Source organism: Marivivens niveibacter (assembly GCF_002150005.2).
Taxonomy (GTDB): Bacteria; Pseudomonadota; Alphaproteobacteria; order Rhodobacterales; family Rhodobacteraceae; genus Marivivens; species Marivivens niveibacter.
In genome coordinates, this window is sequence record NZ_MSPP01000001.1 from 77,698 (window position 1) to 95,608 (window position 17,911).

The window sequence follows — 17,911 nt, forward strand, 5'->3', positions numbered from 1 at the left end:
ATGCGGCAGTTGCCGCCTCGACAGGAGAGTGACATGACCTCGGACCCTTTTGCCTTTGACGGCGTAACCTTTATCAAAGCTCCAACTATCGACGAGGTGGCTGACGGCGCGTCGGTCAGTGCCCTTGTGGCGGACGTTTTGGCCGATGTGAAAACCCGCGGTGATGCCGCTGTCCACGATTATTCTGTGAAATTCGACAGCGCAGACATAAAGGTTTTCGAAGTGACACCAGAGGAGCGCGAAGCTGCTTTGGCGCGTCTGGACGACCAAACGCGCGCAGATACGGAATTCGCGATTGAAAACGTTCGCCGGTTTGCGCAGGCGCAATTGGATACCATGCTGCCGTTGGAAATTGAAACGCTGCCAGGGGTGCATCTGGGGCACCGTATCATTCCGATGGAACGGGTTGGTTGCTATGTCCCTGGTGGCCGATATCCGCTTTTATCCGCACCAATCATGTCAATCGTGCCTGCCAAAGTCGCGGGCGTTGATGAGGTGATTGCGTGTCTGCCGCCGAATGCACACGAGGCAATGATCGCGGGATGTCATCTGTCGGGCGCAGATCGTATTTTCCGAATTGGTGGGGCCCAAGCGATTGCAGCGATGGCCTTTGGTACGGAAACTGTGCCGCAGGTGAATAAAATAGTTGGCCCAGGCAATGCATTTGTAAATGAAGCAAAACGCCAGATTTTCGGTCCGATCGGAATTGATCAGTTGGCTGGCCCATCGGAAATTTTCGTGGTTGCTGACGGGACAGGCGATGCCGAGATGATCGCGACAGATCTATTGGCGCAAGCAGAACATGATATCCGCACGCGTGTCGGTTTGATCACCACCTCGGAGTCGTTGGCGAATGCTGTGGCTGAGGAAGTTGAGCGCCAGCTACAAACCCTTTCCACCGCCGAGGTGGCGCGTAAATCTTGGATCGACCGTGGTGAAATTGCATTGGCCAAGGATGAGGCCGCGATGATCCGTTATTCCGATTTTGTGGCCGCTGAACACCTGCAGGTCCATACAGAGGATCCGAAAGACTTTGCGCTGAAACTGCGTAACTACGGTTCTCTTTTTATCGGAGAGCTGGCCTCTGTCGTTTATTCCGACAAATGTTGCGGGACGAACCATACGCTGCCAACGCAGCAGGCGGGCAGATACACGGGCGGGCTATGGGTTGGGGCCTATGTCAAAGTCTGCACCCATCAATGGATGAGCCCTGAAGGTGTCGCCCAAGTCGCGCCACCCGCTGTGCGCCAATCTGCATCCGAAGGGTTGGAGGGTCACCGACGTGCGGCGGCTTTGCGGTTGTCGCGGCTGCAACGTGAAGCTGCGGAGTAAAAATAAAAAGGGCCTGAAAAACTCAGGCCCTTTTGCTTGCGCGGGTTAAGTTTTGCTAGAGTGCTAGAACGATACCGCTCCATCCACCTAATTTGATTTTGCCGCCATCTACGTTCGCGCGATTGTCGGTGCGATAAGCCACCCCCTGAATATGAATGCTCTTGGGCAGCTCCCACGTTAGTGTTTTGCGGCTAAAGTTAAGGGCAACCAAGGCGCCTTCGTTTTCCTTTGCCAGCCAGCGTCGGTAAATCAAAAGTTCAGGATGATCGGGGGCGAGGTCCGTGTAATCGCCATAGACCATTGATGGCGTGTCCCGACGTAGTTGGGTCAACTTTGCAATCGCATGGCAGGCGCTTTGGGGATCGGCCCACGCGGCTTTGGCGTTGATTGTCGCGTGGTCGGGATGCACAGGGAGCCAAGGCGTGACCCCTGATTGCGTGAACCCAGCATTCGGACCGTCATCCCATTGCATCGGTGTGCGCGTGTGATCGCGGGACACAATGTTCAATTCTGCGAGATATGCAGATGGGTCGGTTTCGCCCGCAGCCTGACGTTTTGCCCACCCCTGTCGCACGGCGATATCATCGAATTGATCCAGTGCTGTGAACGGGTAGTTCGACATTCCCAATTCGTCACCCTGATAAATATACGGCGTGCCAGGTTGGGTCAGGATCAACGTGTGCAGAACCTTTGCCGAAGCTTGGCGCCACGCTGGGTCGGGGTCGCCATAACGGTTCAGCGCGCGGGGGGTGTCGTGGTTGCTTAGGAATACCGTGTTCCACCCGTGAGGACGAACCGAAACGGATTGGTCACGCAAAACCCGTTTAAATTCGGGCAATGTCCAAGTGCGAGGTTGTTCGCGGCCCCAAAGAAAATTGATCACGTCGAACTGGAAAATCGTGTCGAGTTCGCCGCGCCGTGCATCGACCATGCGGCCCATTTGTTCGACTGACAAACCGTTGCCTTCGCCGACGGTCATGCAATCGTAGTGATCCAACACCTCTTGGCGCATTTCCTTTAGATATTCGTGAAGCTTTGGCCCCTCGGCGTAGAATTGTTCCCAGGGCAACGCTTTGTCGTTTTCGGGCAGATCGGCGGGCTTTGATATGAATGGGATCACATCCATGCGGAAACCGTCCACGCCTTTGTCCAACCAAAAGCGCATGATGTCATAGACTTCTTCACGGACTGCGGGGTTGTCCCAATTTAGATCGGGTTGTTCGCGCGCGAAAAGGTGCAGATACCACGCCTGTGTCGCATCATCCCAAGTCCAAGCGGGAGTCGAGAAAAAGCTCTGCCAATCATTTGGTGGTGCATCTGGCGTACCATCGCGCCAGATGTAGAAATCGCGTTTTTCGGCTGTTCGGCTTTTACGGGCGTCGGCAAACCACGCGTGTTGATCAGAGGTGTGGTTGACCACAAGGTCGATGATTAATTTCATTCCCCGCGCTTTGACTTGCGCCAAAAGCGTGTCGAAATCTTTCATCGTGCCGAACAGGGGCGACACCGCGCGATAGTCGCTAATGTCGTACCCGTTGTCGACAAAAGGGCTTTGGTAATGCGGTGATAGCCAGATCACGTCGACGCCCAGATCGGCGATGTGATCCAGATGCGCTGTGATCCCAGCAAGATCGCCAACACCATCGCCATCACTATCCGCAAAGGACCGCGGATAGACTTGGTAAACGACGGCCTCTTTCCACCATGCGCGGGCAATGGCGGTATCATCCGCCTCTGGGCTGGGCGGGGGTTTGTGCATCATGTCAGATCGCCTTTATGCCACGGCCTGATTGTCAAAACCGTCAATCCGCAGACCACTTTCGCGATCAAAAACGTGACATGCGGCCGCTGGAACATGGGCATGGACCGTTTCACCGATGGCCATGCGCGCCGTTTTATCGGCCTTGAGCGAGATCAGATCATCATGTGCGCCCTTGATTGCGAACATTGTGCTGTCACCTAGGTTTTCGACCGAATAGACAGGCGCGCTTAGGTTTCCACCTTCGCTAACAACCGACACATCTTCGGCGCGGAATCCTAGTGTGACAGGGCCGCGCGCGGCGTGGGGTAGGCCGCTGACCGTTAGGTAAGGGTTTGAGAATGTGCCGTCTGCGATATCCCCGTCGATCAGGTTCATAGCGGGGGATCCAATAAAGCTCGCAACAAAGGTATTGGCCGGACGGTCATAGATTTCCATCGGTTTGCCTACCTGCTGGGCAATGCCGCCTTTCATCACAACAACACGGTCGGCCAGGGTCATAGCCTCGACCTGATCGTGGGTGACGTAAATGGTCGTCGTTTTCAGCGCGTGGTGCAGGTTCGCGATCTGAGCGCGCGTGGATACCCGCAGCTTTGCATCCAGATTGGACAGCGGTTCATCCATCAGAAAACAGTTTGGCTCTCTTACAATCGCGCGGGCCAAGGCGACACGCTGACGTTGCCCGCCTGATAGGGCTGCAGGGCGTCGATCTAGGAACGGAGTCAGCTCTACCATCTCTGCAGCTTTCATCACCCGCTGTTTGTGTTCGCTGGCGGGAATGCCCCTGATTTTTAGGGGGAAGCGAATGTTTTCGTAGACGGTCATGTTTGGGTATAGGCCGTAGCTTTGGAAAACCATGGATACATCGCGATCCTTTGGTTCGAGATGGTTCATCAGTTTGCCGCCCATCCAGATTTCGCCGGATGAGACGTCTTCTAGTCCCGCGATCATGCGCATGGTGGTGGACTTGCCGCATCCCGACGGACCAAGAAGCACAAGGAATTCGCGATCTGGGATTTGCAGCGTTAGGTCGTCGACGGCGGTAAAGTTATGCCAACGGCGGCTCACGTTCTTGAGGTGAATCTCGGCCATTTTGTTTCCTTTCTCAGCCTTTGACGGCGCCCGCGGTGAGACCACCGACGATTTGGCGCTGGAAGAACATAACAAGCAGGAACAGCGGCACAGTTGCAGAAACAACAGCCGAGACGGCGAACATGATGTTGCCCTCCTGCTCGATTGATCCCATGAATGATGTGATCTTGGGGATCATGGTCTGGTTTTCTTGACTGAGCAGCATCGCCCCGACGGCAAAGTCGTTGTACGCGAGCAGGAAAGAAAACAGACCAGTGGTGATAATGCCAGGCCACATGACTGGGACGATCACAAGGCGGAATGCTTGTAACCTTGTGCAGCCGTCCACCATTGCGCTTTCATCTAGGTCTTTGGGGATCGACAGGAAAAAGCTGTGCAGCATCCACAATGTGAAAGGCTGGTTAATTGCGACAAGCACGATGATCGTCGTTGGCAATGTCCCCCAGATATTCCATTCGAAAAACGGCATCAGGTAGCCCGAGACCAACGTGATGTGTGGCATCGCCCGAAAGACCAGCGCGACCATCAGCAGCCAAAATGCGTATCGACGCCCCGATCGGGCCAAGGCATAGCCGCCCAAAGTGCCTAGGATCAGGCTAAGGGTCGTGACGAAAACGGTGACGATTGCGGTGTTTAGCGTTGCCTTCCAAAAGGCTTGATCAATCCAAGCGCCTTGATAGCCGCCAAGCGTGAATGGCCCGCCCGTTTGGCGGGTGGTATTTTCCCCGCTTAGGGCAAAGGTCCAGTCAATACGGCTAAAGAAATCCGCCTCGACCTTGAATGACCCCCATGCCGTCCAAAGGAACGGAAAGCCCGCAGTCACCAGCCAGATGGCGACAAAGACGACGGCAACAACAGAGATCAGCGGGATGCGTTGGCGCGGTTTGGATTGGGCGGTGTCGGTATGAAGTGTGGTCATTTCGCCTCCTTAGTGCGCACGTTTGCCGAACTCGCGCCATGTACGCACAAGGACGGGAGACAAAAGAATGACAACGAAGCCGATGGTCAGCATGGAGGTTGCCGCAGCAGAGCCAAAGAGCTGGCCGTTCTCGGCTTGCAGATCAGTATAAATGATGGATGACAGGGACATTGCGTGTGCCTCGGCGTTAAAGCCGACAATGGGTTCTAGCACGCGGAAGTTATCCATGACCTGAACCAGCGATACAAAGGTCGCCAGGGGCATAAGGTGCGGGATCACCACATAGCGCACCCTTTCCCAGCGGTTCGCGCCGTCTATCATGGCGCTTTCCAGCGTGTCGTCGGGCACGGTTTGTAGGCCGGCATAGAAAACAACAAAGGAAAATGGCGCAGCAATCCAGATGCCGTAAAGGATCAGCGACACCCACATCAACGGCCCCGACGCCGCGATCGACAGATCGGGATTGCCCGAAAGCCATTGCAGCGCCTTGCCTAGAATGCCACGTGAATTGAGCATCCAATATAAGACGAGAGAGCCAATCAATGGCGTGATGATCATGGGCAAAAGCGAGACAAAGATCACTGGCCCCTTGAGCATTTGCGGTAGGCGATTCACCGCAAGCGCGATCCAGAACCCGACGATGATGCCGGCTGGCGTTACGACAAAGGTGTAGATCAGCGTGAAAAACAAAGCGCGGTAAAAACGCAGCTGATAGACCTGCGCGAATTTTTCCCTAAGCGTCGTGTCAGAACGGAAAATTTCGCCGAGTTCCGCCGTCGCCAGGTGCGCGCGGTTCATATACGTACCCAATCCGTTCCATCGTCCCAAAGGTGCTTCGGCGCGCAGGGCGGCCGTTGCCTCGGCATCGACACGTGTCTGGGTTTTGCAACCGCCAAAGGGGGTGCAGCTTTCGACTTCGACGAGCACTTGCCCGTGTTCAACGTGCAGGGATTGCAGGATCACCGAGCCGATCGGCAGGGCGATGAACAAAAACATCGCAACCGCAGAGGGCAGAATGAAAAAGAGAAAGGTTCTGTGCGGCACGGTCTGTCCTAGTGTCTGGCGTGGTTGGCTCCGCGCGACGTGGGCCGCGCGGAGCTATAGTGTTTTCCTGGGGGACTTAGTTCAGGAAACCACGTTCGGTGGCCGCAGCCGAATAGGCTGCTTCGATATCGGCCAAAGCTTGTTCCGCGCTTTCGTTTCCTTGCATGAAATCAGCCAATTCAGAGCCAAGAGCGGAATGCAAAAGATCCATGAACGGCAGTGTTGGGTAGCCGCGCGCACCTTGTGCAACGTCAGCCATAATGCCAACTGCGCCTGGGGTGGGTTCATACCCTTTGATCAGCCATGCTGCGATGTAGCTGTTTTCTTCGGCGAATTCAGGTGCGGTCGCGTGCATCATCGCTTGGAATGACGCTTCTGCATCTTCGTCGGAAATGTTTTTGGAAATGGCAAAACCGTCCCAGAATAGGGTGGCGGCAGGGATGCCGTTCCCTTGAAAGCTTGGTGCGGCGGCAAGGCCCGCAACCGCTGCAATTTCTGGGTTGTCGCCTTCGGGGTCTAGGACTGGACCTGCCTGCGATGCCCAGATCACAGTCATTGCAACTTCGCCAGAACGGAACATTTTCGATGCTTCGGACGAACCGACCGACATGTAATCGGGCGATTGGTATTCCGTCAAAGCTTTCATCATCTCCAATGCGGCAACGCCGTTTTCATTGTTGATGGCAACCTCGGCAGAGCCGGGGGCAAAGAAGTCGGCGCCAGTTGCGGAATACATGTTCACGAATTCTTCGGCGAGTTCCCAGCCTGCTTGAACAGATGCCGCATAAGGGTAGTCTGTTTTGCCTAATTCTTCGAGTACAGCCGCGGCTTCTAATAGTTCTTCGTATGTTGTTGGGACTTCTAGGCCAGCTTCTTCCAGTAGGTCTTTGCGATAGAACAGGTGCTGACCGTTCACCATAAAGGCGATGGCCATAACCTTGCCGTCGATCCGGATGAGTTGTTGTTCGGTTAGGTTTTGGCCGTATTTTTCGACCAGATCATCCAGCGGACGCACCAGCCCATCATTCAAGAGAGGCGGCAAAGAGTTATTTGCGATCACAGCGACTGTATATTCGGCTGGATCAATCGAAAGTGCAGGCACCTGTAGGCTTTTGTGTTCTTGGGTCTGGTTGAACGTCACGGACACGCTATCGGTTGCGCATTCGGTTGCGCGTTCGTTGATTAGTCGCAATGCGTCAAAGTCATTGGATAGGATCCGAACGGAGCCTGCTTCGATCCCGCAATCCGCCAGCGCAGGCATTGCAGAGGCAGCAAAGACGACGCCTGTCGCAAAACGCGTCGCCAGTTTGGTCATTGAAATAGCCATGAAAGTATCCCTGTTATCTGCGCCCGTCGGTAAACCTGGGCATTTGTGCATTCGTATGCGTAAACTAATGCACACGACTTCTCACGGATCAAGGCCCATATGGGCTGATTTAGCGGAAACCACGTCTATTTACTGAAACATATGCCTAAATTTTTGGCACATCGCCACGTCTTGCAGGGAAAATCCTGCATACGCTGGCATTGTCGCTACCCGAGTCGGGCGGTCCCGCGTTTGACAAAGCTGCCGGGGATAAGAATCCTTTGCGGCGGGTTGTCAGGTGCTGCCATGCGCTTGCGCAATAATTCGACTACGGCTTGCGCCATGTCGGGTAGATGCTGGCGCACAGTGGTTAGATCGTAGGCGGGCTGGCGGGCTTCGGACACATCGTCAAATCCAACCACCGACAAATCATTAGGAACCTTCAGTCCCAATTCGCCCCGCGATGCGTCAACCACGGCCATAGCGATGCGGTCGTTCGCGCAAAAGACCGCGTCAAACGGACCTTTTTCTTTAATCGCCGCCAGAAAGGCTGCTTTGCCGCCATCATAGGAATAGTCAGCCGAAACAAGTTCGATTGAGCCTGAGCCAAGTTCTTCTATTCGTTCGGAAAAACCGCGCGTCCTTTGTTTGGATACGGGCGCATCTAAAGGGCCGGCAATGGATAGAAAGCGACGGTGCCCCGCCGCATGAAGCCGATCTGCCACTTGCTGCGCGGCTTCGTAGTGGTCGGTGGCGACGCTATCAAACGCTGCGCCAGCTGGATGACGGTTGTAAAACGCAACAGGAATTCCCCGCGTGCGAAAACCATCAAGTTGCGTCTGGGTTAGCGTGACGCAAGATATGACCCCATCCAGCGGGTACCCATATGCACCTTCGATCACGTCGCCCACGTGGGTTTCATCTTTTGGAGAGATCAACAGCATGCGCTGGCGTTCGCCTTCTAACGCTTGGCTGAGTGCATTGATCATTTCGGGCAGAGAGGAAATAGATTGTTGGGTCAGGATCACCCCAACCATCCCAGAGCGTCGCGTAATCAAAGAACGTGCGATCGCATTGGGCGTATATCCAATTTCCGCCGCAACCTTCAGCACATGATCGCGGGTCTTTTTGGAAATCTTGCTATCCGGAGAAAAGCACCGTGAAACAGTCGATTGTGACACGCCCGCCTTTTCGGCGACATCTGTTGCAGTGGCACGTTTGTGTAGGGGACCGCCCTTTGACTCACTCATCGCGCTCACTCTTCTTTCTTGGCACACTGACAGCGGAAGGCACGTTGCCACGATAGGCATACGATTGCAATGCGCCTTCCGTCAGTTGCCGTGCGAAGATTAAACGTCTGCCTCAAACGCTTCGGCTGCGCCTTTGATTGGCTCGGGTTCAACTTCGCGAGGTTCCGCAGGTGTCAGCGTACCATCTTGTAGCTGCGCCAATTTCAACTGAACCAATAACGATAGTTCGTCATAAACGCGCCATTCTTCGACGATTTTGCCATCCTTGATCCAGTAATGGCTGATGCCAAGGATTTGGATGCGCTTGCCAGTAGGCTCGCCCAAGGACTCGAGCAATCCATAACCCAGATGATGACCCTCTAGGATCCAGCGCACTGCGATCTTGTATCCGCCCTCTTCGCAGGGGGTCGTTGCGATATGCTGTGGGACAAAGGCCGCATCAGGTAGTGATCCAATCAGCGCAAGGCTTTGATGCATGATCGAGACGCGGTTGTAGGTATCGACCATATTGGGGCCGTGATACATCGCGGTCGTTGAATACGCCTCGTCAATGCGTCCAAACATCTTGCGGTTCCAGATGTCGTGCAGCAATTGCAGGAACTCGGCTTCTGTTTCGGTGTGGGCAAGCAATGTGTCTGCTTGCTCTTCTGGTGGGTATTGCCCAATGCGTCCGCGCATTTCACCGATATCAAGGTTGGTCACGCCAGCCGCAAGTTTTTTACGCGCGATTTTTTCTGCGTAGGGGTGCGGATCGATGCCAAGCTGACGCAAAATGGCCATCTGATCTGAGACCACCCATTCGCGATAAATCTTGTTGGCGTGTATCATACAATCGGCGACGGTACGCGAAACGTAAGTTTGGCCTTTGGCTGGTCCCAAGTGACCATTTTGCGTGTAACGTCCTGCGCCCGTGACCAGATGCGAGGTGTAGAACCCTTCTTTGTCGTCGCCATTCCAAACCACCTGCGTGGCCATACCGCGGCGTTCGGGAAAGCTCACGAGGCGCTGGATCGTGTCGTGGATGACGGCTTCGCGGTCATACATGGTTCCCATCGTGCCGTAGAGGACGCAATTATGGGTGTAGTGGGTGTAAATCAGGCCGACATTTCGTTCGTCCCAGATTTTGTGAGTGCATCGGACAATATAGTCGACGATGTCAGTGTAATCGTCATCAAACCCGTCCATCGACTGCACCCGTGGGCGATCTGTCGGGACGAGTTCGATGAAATCACGGCGTTCAACCTGAAGAACTGCGCCCTGCGGATCAGTTGAGCCCGTCTTTTCGACAGGTTTTGATGTGGATTTTGTGGGGGAATTCTCGGTCATATTTATTTCCTGCTGGGCCAAATCGCCATTGCGACGGGTCATAAAGCGAGCAAAGCGCATACGTATGCACATGTCAAATCGAAATTTCAAAACGTCATAATGCGGCGCGCACAGCAAAACTCGTTTGGACATAAAAGGGTAGGGGTCAGCCGCGCCTTGAGCGTGAGTTGCGTTGCGGCGATGCGCCATCGTTTTTGTATCCGAAAGTATACATCAGGTCGTTGAGGTGTTCTGTGTATTGCACCTTTGGTTAGTGGTTTTTATAGTTTTTCCGCATGATTTAGGCATCTAAGCATTTGAAATAGTTCAGTTTATATATACAAACATTCAAATAATTATTTTTGTTATTGCGTGAATCTGACTCTGTCGCCTAGGCTGGGGCATATAGTTTTCGTGATCTAGGGAGGGACCATGAAACAGATGTTTTTGACGGCCGCCGTTTTGGCGTGTGCGACCGTTGCTAAGGCCGAGGTGGTTGCGCCCGGCGATGTTCAATTCGGCGAATATGGAGCGATCGAAGCATCCCTGTCAGGTGTGCCTGGCAATGCGGATAGCGGGCTAGAGATCATGGTCACACGCGGCAAAGGCAACTGCATCGCGTGCCATGCTGTGTCTGCGCTCGAAGATTATCCGTTCCACGGCGAAGTTGGCCCATCGTTGGATGGTGTCGGCGCACGTTGGTCCGAAGCCGAGCTGCGCGGCCTAGTCGCAAATGCGAAGATGACGTTCGACGGAACCGTGATGCCAGCGTTTTATCAGACCACCGGCTTTAACCGCCCAGGCAACGCATTTACTGGCAAAGCGGCAGAGGGCGAATTGGACCCGCTGTTGACTGCACAAGAAATCGAAGATGTCGTCGCCTATCTGATGACATTGAACGAATACTAAAGGCCAAGCGGGGAGGAGACACACTATGAAAAAGTTCCTGAAAGCATCCGCTCTGGCTGCATCAGTATTCGCGATCGCCTCGGCTGCGCAGGCAGACGAAGAAGCCGATCTGGTTGTAAACGGCGAGATTGAAATCACCGTTCGCACGTCAGCGCCAGAACACGTTGATGGTTTGCGCGATATTTACTCGGGTTGGGTATTTCGTTCGGATGAAACCCAAGCGATGCAAATGGACGATTTTGATAACCCCGGCATGATCTTTGTCGAGGAAGCGATCGAAGCGTTTAACACCGTTGAAGGCTCCGAAGGTAATTCCTGTGCGTCGTGCCATGACACCCCTGAAAACCTAGCCGGTGCGCGTGCGACCCATCCAAAATGGAACGATAACGCCGAAGAGATCCGCACGTTGGGTATGCAGATCAATGGCTGCCGTACCGAACAGATGGGTGCAGAGCCGTGGGCTGCGGATAAGGGTGATATGCTTGCGATGGAGGCTCTATTGGCGTCCGTGTCGCGCGGTATGCCTGTGAATGTTCAAATCGATGGCCCTGCTGAGGCTGCGTATGAATTGGGCCGCGAGTTGTACTACACACGCACTGGCCAGCTGGACCTGTCCTGCGCGAGCTGTCACGAACAGAACTACGGCAATTACATCCGCGCTGACCACCTAAGCCAAGGTCAGATTAACGGGTTCCCGACCTATCGTCTAAAGAACGCTAAACTGAACGGTGTTCAGTCCCGCTTCCGCGGCTGTGTTCGTGATACCCGCGCCGAAACCTATGCTGTGAATTCGCCGGAATTCATCGCGCTGGAACTTTACGTTGCATCGCGCGGCAATGGCCTTTCGGTCGAAGGTCCATCGGTTCGCAACTGATCTGAAATGGCCCGCGCTATGATTGGCGCGGGCTTTTTCTATTTCGAGATATTCCAAAATTTGCATGTGATTGCAGCATGTTACCAAGCCAGCGCTAGGGGCGACTTGATGAACTATGATGCCTTCTTTGAACAATCCCTCAACGATTTGAAATCCGAAGGGAACTATCGCGTTTTTGCCGACCTAGAACGCCATCGGGGTGAATTTCCCAAAGCGACCAATCGTGGCGATGCGGAAAAAGAAGTCACCATCTGGTGTTCCAATGATTACCTAGGCATGGGTCAGCACCCCACCGTTCTGAACGCGATGCACGACGCGATTGACCGCGTCGGAGCGGGCGCGGGCGGAACGCGTAATATTTCGGGCACAACGCATCACCATGTCCTGCTGGAACGCGAACTGGCTGATCTGCACGGCAAAGAATCGGCGCTGTTGTTCACGTCGGGCTATGTGTCGAACTGGGCCGCGCTGGGCACCTTGGCTGCGAAAATCCCGAATTGTTTGGTGATTTCCGACAGCCTGAACCACGCATCCATGATCGAAGGCATCCGTCATTCCAAAGCCGAACGGAAAATCTGGAAACACAACGATCTGGCTGATCTGGAACGCCTGCTGGCCGAACAGCCTCTGGACCGCCCGAAACTGATCGCCTTTGAATCCGTGTATTCGATGGATGGAGATATCGCTCCGATCCGCGAAATTTGCGATCTGGCCGATAAATACAACGCGATGACCTATCTGGACGAAGTCCACGCCGTTGGCATGTACGGACCGCGCGGCGGCGGCATTGCCGAACGCGAAGGTCTGATGGATCGCCTGACCGTGATCGAAGGCACATTGGGCAAAGCATTTGGCGTGATGGGCGGCTATATTGCGGCGTCCCGTGATCTGGTCGATTTTGTGCGCTCGTTCGCGTCTGGTTTTATCTTTACCACCGCGCTGCCGCCCGCTGTGGCGGCGGGTGCCTGTGCGGCGATCAAACATCTGAAAACGTCATCCGTCGAACGCGAAAGCCAGCAGGCCAAGGTAGCGAAGGTGCGCGATCGGCTGGAGCAGATTGGCATTCCGCATATCGACAACCCAAGCCACATCATTCCAGTGATGGTGGGCGATCCTGTGAAATGTAAATTTCTGTCGGATGTGCTGATGCGCGATCACGGGATTTACATCCAGCCGATCAACTATCCGACAGTTCCAAAAGGAACCGAGCGACTGCGCATCACGCCGTCGCCCGTGCATTCTGATGCTGATATTGATGCGCTGCTATCCGCGTTAGAGGACCTGTGGGCCCAGTGCCAATTGCAGCGCATGCCGATGGCGGCGCAGTAGTCTATTCGAACTCCATCTGTTCATAGACGCGGCCCGCATTGCGCTTGGCTAGCTCTTCGAAGGTGTCCAGATGCGCGTAGGGGGATTGGTCAACGTAATAGGCTTCGGCCAAGTCGCCGCCGTTATCCAGATGTTCGCCGATTTTGCCGCGCAAATATTCCAGATAGCCTTTGGTGTAGCGACGCACCTGTTCCATGTTCGTTGGATGTCCGTGCCCAGGAATGACGTAGGTCGCGTTCAGCGCTTCGAACTCATTGTCCCATGTGTCTAGCCAGTCGGCGGTATAGGTATGTTCGAAAATCGGCAGCATGCGTTCGTGAAATGCCATATCCCCCGAAATCACCAGTTCCTGATTGGGCAGCCAGACCACTACATCACCAGGGCTATGGGCGGGGCCTAGGTATCGCGCTTCGATCCGATAATCGCCTAGATCGACGATATATTCGTCATCAAAGGTTTCGGTTGGGCCTTGAACGAACGTGCCTTCGGCGCGGTCCTGTAGATTGCGCTGCGCGCTTTCTAATTGGCGGTGCCCTGTTTGTTCGAATTCATGGGCGGCGTCACTGTGGGCGATGATTTTCACGCCTTGTTCGGCCCAATATGAATTGCCCAGCATCGCATGGCCCTGACCGTTTTCATCAATGACCAGCACAACGGGTTCGTCTGTGCGCGCACGAATTTCGTCATGCAATGCTGCGGCCAAACCGTAGGAGCCGCCCCCATTTACGACGACAACGCCTTCGCCCGTGATAACGAAGCTTAGGTTATTGTTGTGACCCGCATTGTCATAAGTAGACGGGGCCGTTGCGCCTATTGCGCTGAAAACACCGGGAACGAATTCCACAGGTGCGCTGTATAATAGGGACTGTGGGTACTGGTCAGGAATGTTTTCATTTGCGGCGGCGGCCGTTGCGAATAGCGCGACAGGAATGGTCCAATATTTGATCATGATGCGCTCACGAAATGATACCCGTTTCCACGCTTTTCGGCATATCCGATCCCTCCATTCGGCAGATGATAGCCAACCAACAGCATTTGATCGGTATTTAATTGATCGAGTAATTTTAGGCGCGTTGATGCGCCCAGATCGGCATCTTGGTCAGATCCCGATGCCCATTCGGGGCGTTCGAACCCGACGTGGTGATTGCCAATCGCGTCGCCGACGATCATGACAGACTGATTTCCGACGCGTGTTTCAAACGACATATGTCCCGGAGTGTGGCCGTAAGTCGCGCGCGCTGCGATGCCGGAGATGATTTCGGCGCCGTCATCGAATAGGGAAATTTGATCGGACAATTCACCCAAACGGTTCGCCGCGCCTACCGCGAATGTCTGGCGTTCCGTGCCAATAGTGGAAACCGTATTGGGGTCTGTCCAATAGTCCCATTCAGCCCGTCCGATATGATGGGTCGCATTGGGGAACCACATATCGCCAAAATCGTCAAAGCTGCCCCACAGGTGATCGGGGTGCGCATGGGTGAAAATCACATCCGTAACGTCATAGGGATCGACGCCCGCTGCAGCCAAAGCATCGGCCAGTTTTCCAGCAGTCGGCATAAATTCAGTACCGGATCCCACGTCAAACAAAACAGTCCGATCACCCGATTGCAGCAGTGTCACATTACAGTCTGGTGTTAGGGCATCACCCGTTACGCCATAGCGCGCCAGAATTTCGTCCGCTTCGGCTGGCATAGCGCCGGTAATAAACGACCGAGGCAGCGACAGCGTGCCGTCCGATAGCGTTTGCAGGTGAACACCTTCGGATTGCGCGACGGTGGTTTGGGCAAACATGCGTGCGGGCAGGGTAGATGCGACAGCAGTTGCCGCCGCCCCCCGCAAAAGGTCACGACGATTGACAGACATTACTCTCCTCCCATTCAAATAATTGAATATTAGAATGGAATGCCGAAAGGTATGAGTCAAAAGAAATCGCATGGCCCTATGCCGATGCGAGCGAGAATTGAATGTTATAGAATGCTAGCGGTTTTGATGTCTTGAACCGCAAATTCAATCAGTTCTCTGATTTTGCGGGGCAGGGCGCGGCCTTCTAGGTAGACGATGTTTGCCTGTCCTTTTTCGCTTTCATAATCTTGGAACAACGGGACCAGTTTGCCATCGCGAACCAGATCGCAGACCGCGAACCATGGGGCATAGGCGATCCCGATATTTTCCAGACATAAATCGGATGCTGCACGGGCGGAGTTCACCTCGAACGGTCCCGCGACATTGACCATCGTTTCGGTGCCATCTTTGAAAAACGTCCAGCGGCGCGGGGCGCGGCGGTTAGTGTCGATAATGCAGGTGTGTTCGTTTAAATCGGACGGCGATTTAGGCGTTCCGTTTGCATCCAGATATGTCTGACTGGCAACGGCGACCGAATGAAATTGTCCCAGTTTTCGGGTTTTAAGGGACAGGATATCGGATTGCCCTAGGCGAAAGGCCACATCAATCCCATCGGTCGCGAGATCGACAAATGTATCATTCAGCCGCAGGTCAAAACTTAACTGCGGATGCAGCCGTGAAAATCTGCCCAACATTGGACTGACGTAGACCTCTCCGAATGTGACGGGGGCAGAGATGCGAATAACGCCGGATAAGCTGCGCGATCCTTCGGCGACTTGTGTCAAAAGGTCGTCCAGATCATCCAATAGCGCAGGCGCGCGAGTGAATAGGTCTTGTCCTGCAGGGGTTAGGCCAACCTTGCGTGTTGTGCGTTGAAATAGTCTTACGCCCAAACGCGCTTCTAACTCGGCCACATATTTAGACGTGAGCCGGTTGGAAATTCCCAACTGATGGGCCGCTGCTGTAAACGATCCCGTCTGCGCGGTGGCGACAAACGCCTTTAGTTCGTCTACAATGTCCATCAGTCATTCCGAATAAAATGTGATCTATCACTGTGAAATTTCGGCGTTGAGGGCCGAATAATCAAGCTGATTATGTATTTCGTTTACTGGCAACGGAAAATGCAGCGCTCTACGTATAAGTCATGAAAGGCGGTTTTTCCGTCACCCCAGTTTAGGTTTCTAAAATGAATACTTTAAAAATTTCGGCTTCTTTGTTTGCATTTGGCGCGGTTCTGTCATCTGCGGTCTATGCGCAGGATACGTCCATATCTATGGAGGACGATGGCACTATCATCCTGTCGGGTCTGTCCGAACCTGGCCAGGACATCGCCATTGATCCAACCTGTGATCAAACCAGCCAAGGCGCGGTTGTTGCCTGTATGGCTGATATTTTTCTGAACACATTGGATGATAATCAAAAGGCGCAAGTGTTGTTGCCGATGACCGCCGAGAATGCGGCGTCGTGGTCGAATTTGCCATGTGGATCGGGTTGCCGTGTCGGTTTGGAAATGACCGACATGACCGAAGAACAACGTCAGGCGGCCTTGGGCGTTGTTTACGCGGCATCGAATACGGGCGCTGCGGGTGATGGCTATTCCGAAATTACTGCGTTGTTGATGGCGGACGATGTTCTGACACTGGCCCAAGATGCAGGCCTGTCGACCCAAGGCCAAGGCGGTGGTACACCGCCCGACCTGCCAGAAGGTGCAGAGCCACCACAAGGCATGTCCGACGACGGCCCAGATGGTGGCCCGATGGGCGACGGCGGTTTGGCCTATTCATCGAACAATTACTTTATCGCATTTCTGGGTGAACCATCTGCCACCGAAACGTGGCAGTTCCAATTTGGTGGTCACCATTTGGGCACCCTGCACACCTATGCAGGTGGTGAAGAAACGTCCGCCACGCCGAATTTTATCGGTATCGAACCAAAAGTTTGGATCGCTGACGGCGTTACCTATGACCCTCTAACAGATGATCGTAATGCGCTGGCCGATATGTTGGCATCGTTTAGCGCAGACCAATTGGCCGTTGCCGAATTGGATACTGTGTTTTCCGATGTGTTGCTGGGGCCAGGCCAAGACGGTCAGTTCCCTGACGAAAAGGTCGGTATCGCCGTATCCGAATTGGATGATGCACAAAAAACATTGGTTTTGGCCGCGATCCGTGAATGGGTTGGCGATACGTCTACCGCTTCTGCCGATGCGATCATGGCAGGCTACGAAGCGCAACTAGATGAAACCTACGTTGCATTTTCGGGCAGCGCTGAGCTGAACGCTCATGCCAACTATGTCCGCATTGATGGGCCTGGTGTTTGGCTGGAGTTTGTTTGCCAGAACGGCGTTATTTTCGGCGATCAAATTCACTACCACACCATTTGGCGTGATCACGTGAATGACTACGGTGCGGTCTACGATTTCTAATGAAAAAAGCACTGCATCTAGTGGTCTTTTCGGCGCTTGCCCTTTTGGGCGGCGCCGTTTCGGCCATTGCTCATCCCATACCTGAAACCACGATTGAACTGACCGTCGAAAACCAATCAGTGCGGGCTGATGTCACGATCCCGCTGAACGAATTTGCCTTGGCATTTGACCTATCGACGCCTGTAACTGATGATACGATTTCTGCGCAGTCTCCGCAGATCGCGCAGTATGTGGCGGAACACACCCATGCAGACGGTTGGTCGGTTGCGGTTTCGGAAATCGCCCTATCAACAGGCCAAACCGACGAAGGATCATATGCTGAACTGGTCGCAACCATGCGATTGGAACCTACGGCAGGCGACGTCACAGATTTTGATTTGTATTACGACGCCGTTTTGGAACGCGTTATCACGCATAACATTCTGGTATCGTTTGGCGGCAGCACGGATTTGATTGGCGTCATTTATGCCGAGCCCAAAGATGGGTCTGTCGCACCGTTGCATATTGATCTGAATGGATAAAATC

The 17,911-nt window shown here is 54.0% G+C and carries 16 protein-coding genes; 6 read left to right on the top strand and 10 right to left on the bottom strand.

Annotation, left to right across the window (positions count from 1 at the left end; translation table 11 throughout):
• Window positions 1-33: 33 nt before the first annotated feature.
• On the top strand, window positions 34-1,332 hold the full coding sequence (hisD, locus tag BVC71_RS00405) for a histidinol dehydrogenase (RefSeq protein ID WP_086449670.1): 1,299 nt from the start codon (window positions 34-36) through the stop codon (window positions 1,330-1,332).
• A gap of 55 nt (window positions 1,333-1,387) precedes the next feature.
• Here the strand turns inward: hisD and BVC71_RS00410 are convergent, their stop codons facing one another.
• From BVC71_RS00410 to BVC71_RS00440, 7 genes are all read right to left on the bottom strand, one after another.
• Window positions 1,388-3,094 (bottom strand): alpha-glucosidase, encoded by a 1,707-nt coding sequence (locus BVC71_RS00410; protein WP_205905944.1) that lies wholly within the window; start codon window positions 3,092-3,094, stop codon window positions 1,388-1,390.
• A gap of 12 nt (window positions 3,095-3,106) precedes the next feature.
• Window positions 3,107-4,183 carry an ABC transporter ATP-binding protein gene (locus BVC71_RS00415; RefSeq protein WP_086449671.1) on the bottom strand — a complete coding sequence of 359 codons (1,077 nt, stop codon included), beginning with the start codon at window positions 4,181-4,183 and terminating at the stop codon, window positions 3,107-3,109.
• Window positions 4,184-4,196: 13 nt separating this feature from the next.
• A complete protein-coding gene (locus tag BVC71_RS00420; protein WP_086449672.1) occupies window positions 4,197-5,102 on the bottom strand; it encodes a carbohydrate ABC transporter permease in 906 nt (301 codons plus the stop codon).
• Between the two features lie 9 nt (window positions 5,103-5,111).
• Window positions 5,112-6,146 (bottom strand): carbohydrate ABC transporter permease, encoded by a 1,035-nt coding sequence (locus BVC71_RS00425; RefSeq protein WP_086449673.1) that lies wholly within the window; start codon window positions 6,144-6,146, stop codon window positions 5,112-5,114.
• A gap of 76 nt (window positions 6,147-6,222) precedes the next feature.
• Window positions 6,223-7,473 (bottom strand): ABC transporter substrate-binding protein, encoded by a 1,251-nt coding sequence (locus BVC71_RS00430; RefSeq protein ID WP_240516737.1) that lies wholly within the window; start codon window positions 7,471-7,473, stop codon window positions 6,223-6,225.
• A gap of 206 nt (window positions 7,474-7,679) precedes the next feature.
• Window positions 7,680-8,702 (bottom strand): LacI family DNA-binding transcriptional regulator, encoded by a 1,023-nt coding sequence (locus tag BVC71_RS00435; RefSeq protein ID WP_165767692.1) that lies wholly within the window; start codon window positions 8,700-8,702, stop codon window positions 7,680-7,682.
• Between the two features lie 99 nt (window positions 8,703-8,801).
• Window positions 8,802-10,028, bottom strand: coding sequence for a nuclear transport factor 2 family protein (locus BVC71_RS00440; RefSeq protein ID WP_086450615.1), 1,227 nt, complete (start codon window positions 10,026-10,028; stop codon window positions 8,802-8,804).
• A gap of 411 nt (window positions 10,029-10,439) precedes the next feature.
• Here BVC71_RS00440 and soxX point away from each other — a divergent pair, with 411 nt between their 5' ends.
• From soxX to hemA, 3 genes are all read left to right on the top strand, one after another.
• On the top strand, window positions 10,440-10,916 hold the full coding sequence (gene soxX / locus BVC71_RS00445; protein ID WP_086449676.1) for a sulfur oxidation c-type cytochrome SoxX: 477 nt from the start codon (window positions 10,440-10,442) through the stop codon (window positions 10,914-10,916).
• 25 nt (window positions 10,917-10,941) lie between these two features.
• Complete coding sequence (soxA, locus tag BVC71_RS00450) at window positions 10,942-11,790, top strand: sulfur oxidation c-type cytochrome SoxA (RefSeq protein WP_086449677.1); 849 nt, start codon at window positions 10,942-10,944, stop codon at window positions 11,788-11,790.
• A 108-nt stretch (window positions 11,791-11,898) separates the two neighbouring features.
• Window positions 11,899-13,119, top strand: coding sequence for a 5-aminolevulinate synthase (gene hemA, locus BVC71_RS00455; RefSeq protein ID WP_086450616.1), 1,221 nt, complete (start codon window positions 11,899-11,901; stop codon window positions 13,117-13,119).
• A 1-nt stretch (window position 13,120) separates the two neighbouring features.
• Here hemA and BVC71_RS00460 read toward each other — a convergent pair whose 3' ends face one another.
• From BVC71_RS00460 to BVC71_RS00470, 3 genes are all read right to left on the bottom strand, one after another.
• The gene (locus tag BVC71_RS00460) at window positions 13,121-14,068 is read right to left on the bottom strand and encodes an MBL fold metallo-hydrolase (RefSeq protein ID WP_086449678.1); all 948 of its coding nucleotides are present in this window, start codon (window positions 14,066-14,068) and stop codon (window positions 13,121-13,123) included.
• The gene (locus tag BVC71_RS00465) at window positions 14,065-14,982 is read right to left on the bottom strand and encodes an MBL fold metallo-hydrolase (protein ID WP_086449679.1); all 918 of its coding nucleotides are present in this window, start codon (window positions 14,980-14,982) and stop codon (window positions 14,065-14,067) included. The genes BVC71_RS00460 and BVC71_RS00465 overlap by 4 nt, the downstream gene beginning before the upstream one ends.
• 104 nt (window positions 14,983-15,086) lie before the next feature.
• Window positions 15,087-15,983, bottom strand: coding sequence for a LysR family transcriptional regulator (locus BVC71_RS00470; protein ID WP_086449680.1), 897 nt, complete (start codon window positions 15,981-15,983; stop codon window positions 15,087-15,089).
• 164 nt (window positions 15,984-16,147) lie between these two features.
• Here BVC71_RS00470 and BVC71_RS00475 point away from each other — a divergent pair, with 164 nt between their 5' ends.
• Window positions 16,148-17,386: a DUF3500 domain-containing protein gene (locus tag BVC71_RS00475; RefSeq protein ID WP_086449681.1), complete on the top strand. Its 1,239-nt coding sequence runs from the start codon at window positions 16,148-16,150 to the stop codon at window positions 17,384-17,386.
• Window positions 17,386-17,907 (top strand): hypothetical protein, encoded by a 522-nt coding sequence (locus tag BVC71_RS00480; protein WP_086449682.1) that lies wholly within the window; start codon window positions 17,386-17,388, stop codon window positions 17,905-17,907. Before BVC71_RS00475 ends, BVC71_RS00480 begins: the two co-directional genes overlap by 1 nt.
• Window positions 17,908-17,911: the final 4 nt, after the last annotated feature.

Excerpts from the sequence above, each read along its gene's own strand:
- BVC71_RS00465 (WP_086449679.1), bottom strand. The coding sequence starts at position 14,982 with ATGTCTGTCAATCGTCGTGACCTTTTGCGGGGGGCGGCGGCAACTGCT.
- BVC71_RS00435 (WP_165767692.1), bottom strand. The coding sequence starts at position 8,702 with ATGAGTGAGTCAAAGGGCGGTCCCCTACACAAACGTGCCACTGCAACA.
- BVC71_RS00470 (WP_086449680.1), bottom strand. The coding sequence starts at position 15,983 with ATGGACATTGTAGACGAACTAAAGGCGTTTGTCGCCACCGCGCAGACG.
- BVC71_RS00420 (WP_086449672.1), bottom strand. The coding sequence starts at position 5,102 with ATGACCACACTTCATACCGACACCGCCCAATCCAAACCGCGCCAACGC.
- BVC71_RS00430 (WP_240516737.1), bottom strand. The coding sequence starts at position 7,473 with ATGGCTATTTCAATGACCAAACTGGCGACGCGTTTTGCGACAGGCGTC.
- BVC71_RS00460 (WP_086449678.1), bottom strand. The coding sequence starts at position 14,068 with ATGATCAAATATTGGACCATTCCTGTCGCGCTATTCGCAACGGCCGCC.
- soxX (WP_086449676.1), top strand. The coding sequence starts at position 10,440 with ATGAAACAGATGTTTTTGACGGCCGCCGTTTTGGCGTGTGCGACCGTT.
- hemA (WP_086450616.1), top strand. The coding sequence starts at position 11,899 with ATGAACTATGATGCCTTCTTTGAACAATCCCTCAACGATTTGAAATCC.
- BVC71_RS00440 (WP_086450615.1), bottom strand. The coding sequence starts at position 10,028 with ATGACCGAGAATTCCCCCACAAAATCCACATCAAAACCTGTCGAAAAG.
- soxA (WP_086449677.1), top strand. The coding sequence starts at position 10,942 with ATGAAAAAGTTCCTGAAAGCATCCGCTCTGGCTGCATCAGTATTCGCG.
- hisD (WP_086449670.1), top strand. The coding sequence starts at position 34 with ATGACCTCGGACCCTTTTGCCTTTGACGGCGTAACCTTTATCAAAGCT.
- BVC71_RS00475 (WP_086449681.1), top strand. The coding sequence starts at position 16,148 with ATGAATACTTTAAAAATTTCGGCTTCTTTGTTTGCATTTGGCGCGGTT.
- BVC71_RS00480 (WP_086449682.1), top strand. The coding sequence starts at position 17,386 with ATGAAAAAAGCACTGCATCTAGTGGTCTTTTCGGCGCTTGCCCTTTTG.
- BVC71_RS00415 (WP_086449671.1), bottom strand. The coding sequence starts at position 4,183 with ATGGCCGAGATTCACCTCAAGAACGTGAGCCGCCGTTGGCATAACTTT.
- BVC71_RS00410 (WP_205905944.1), bottom strand. The coding sequence starts at position 3,094 with ATGATGCACAAACCCCCGCCCAGCCCAGAGGCGGATGATACCGCCATT.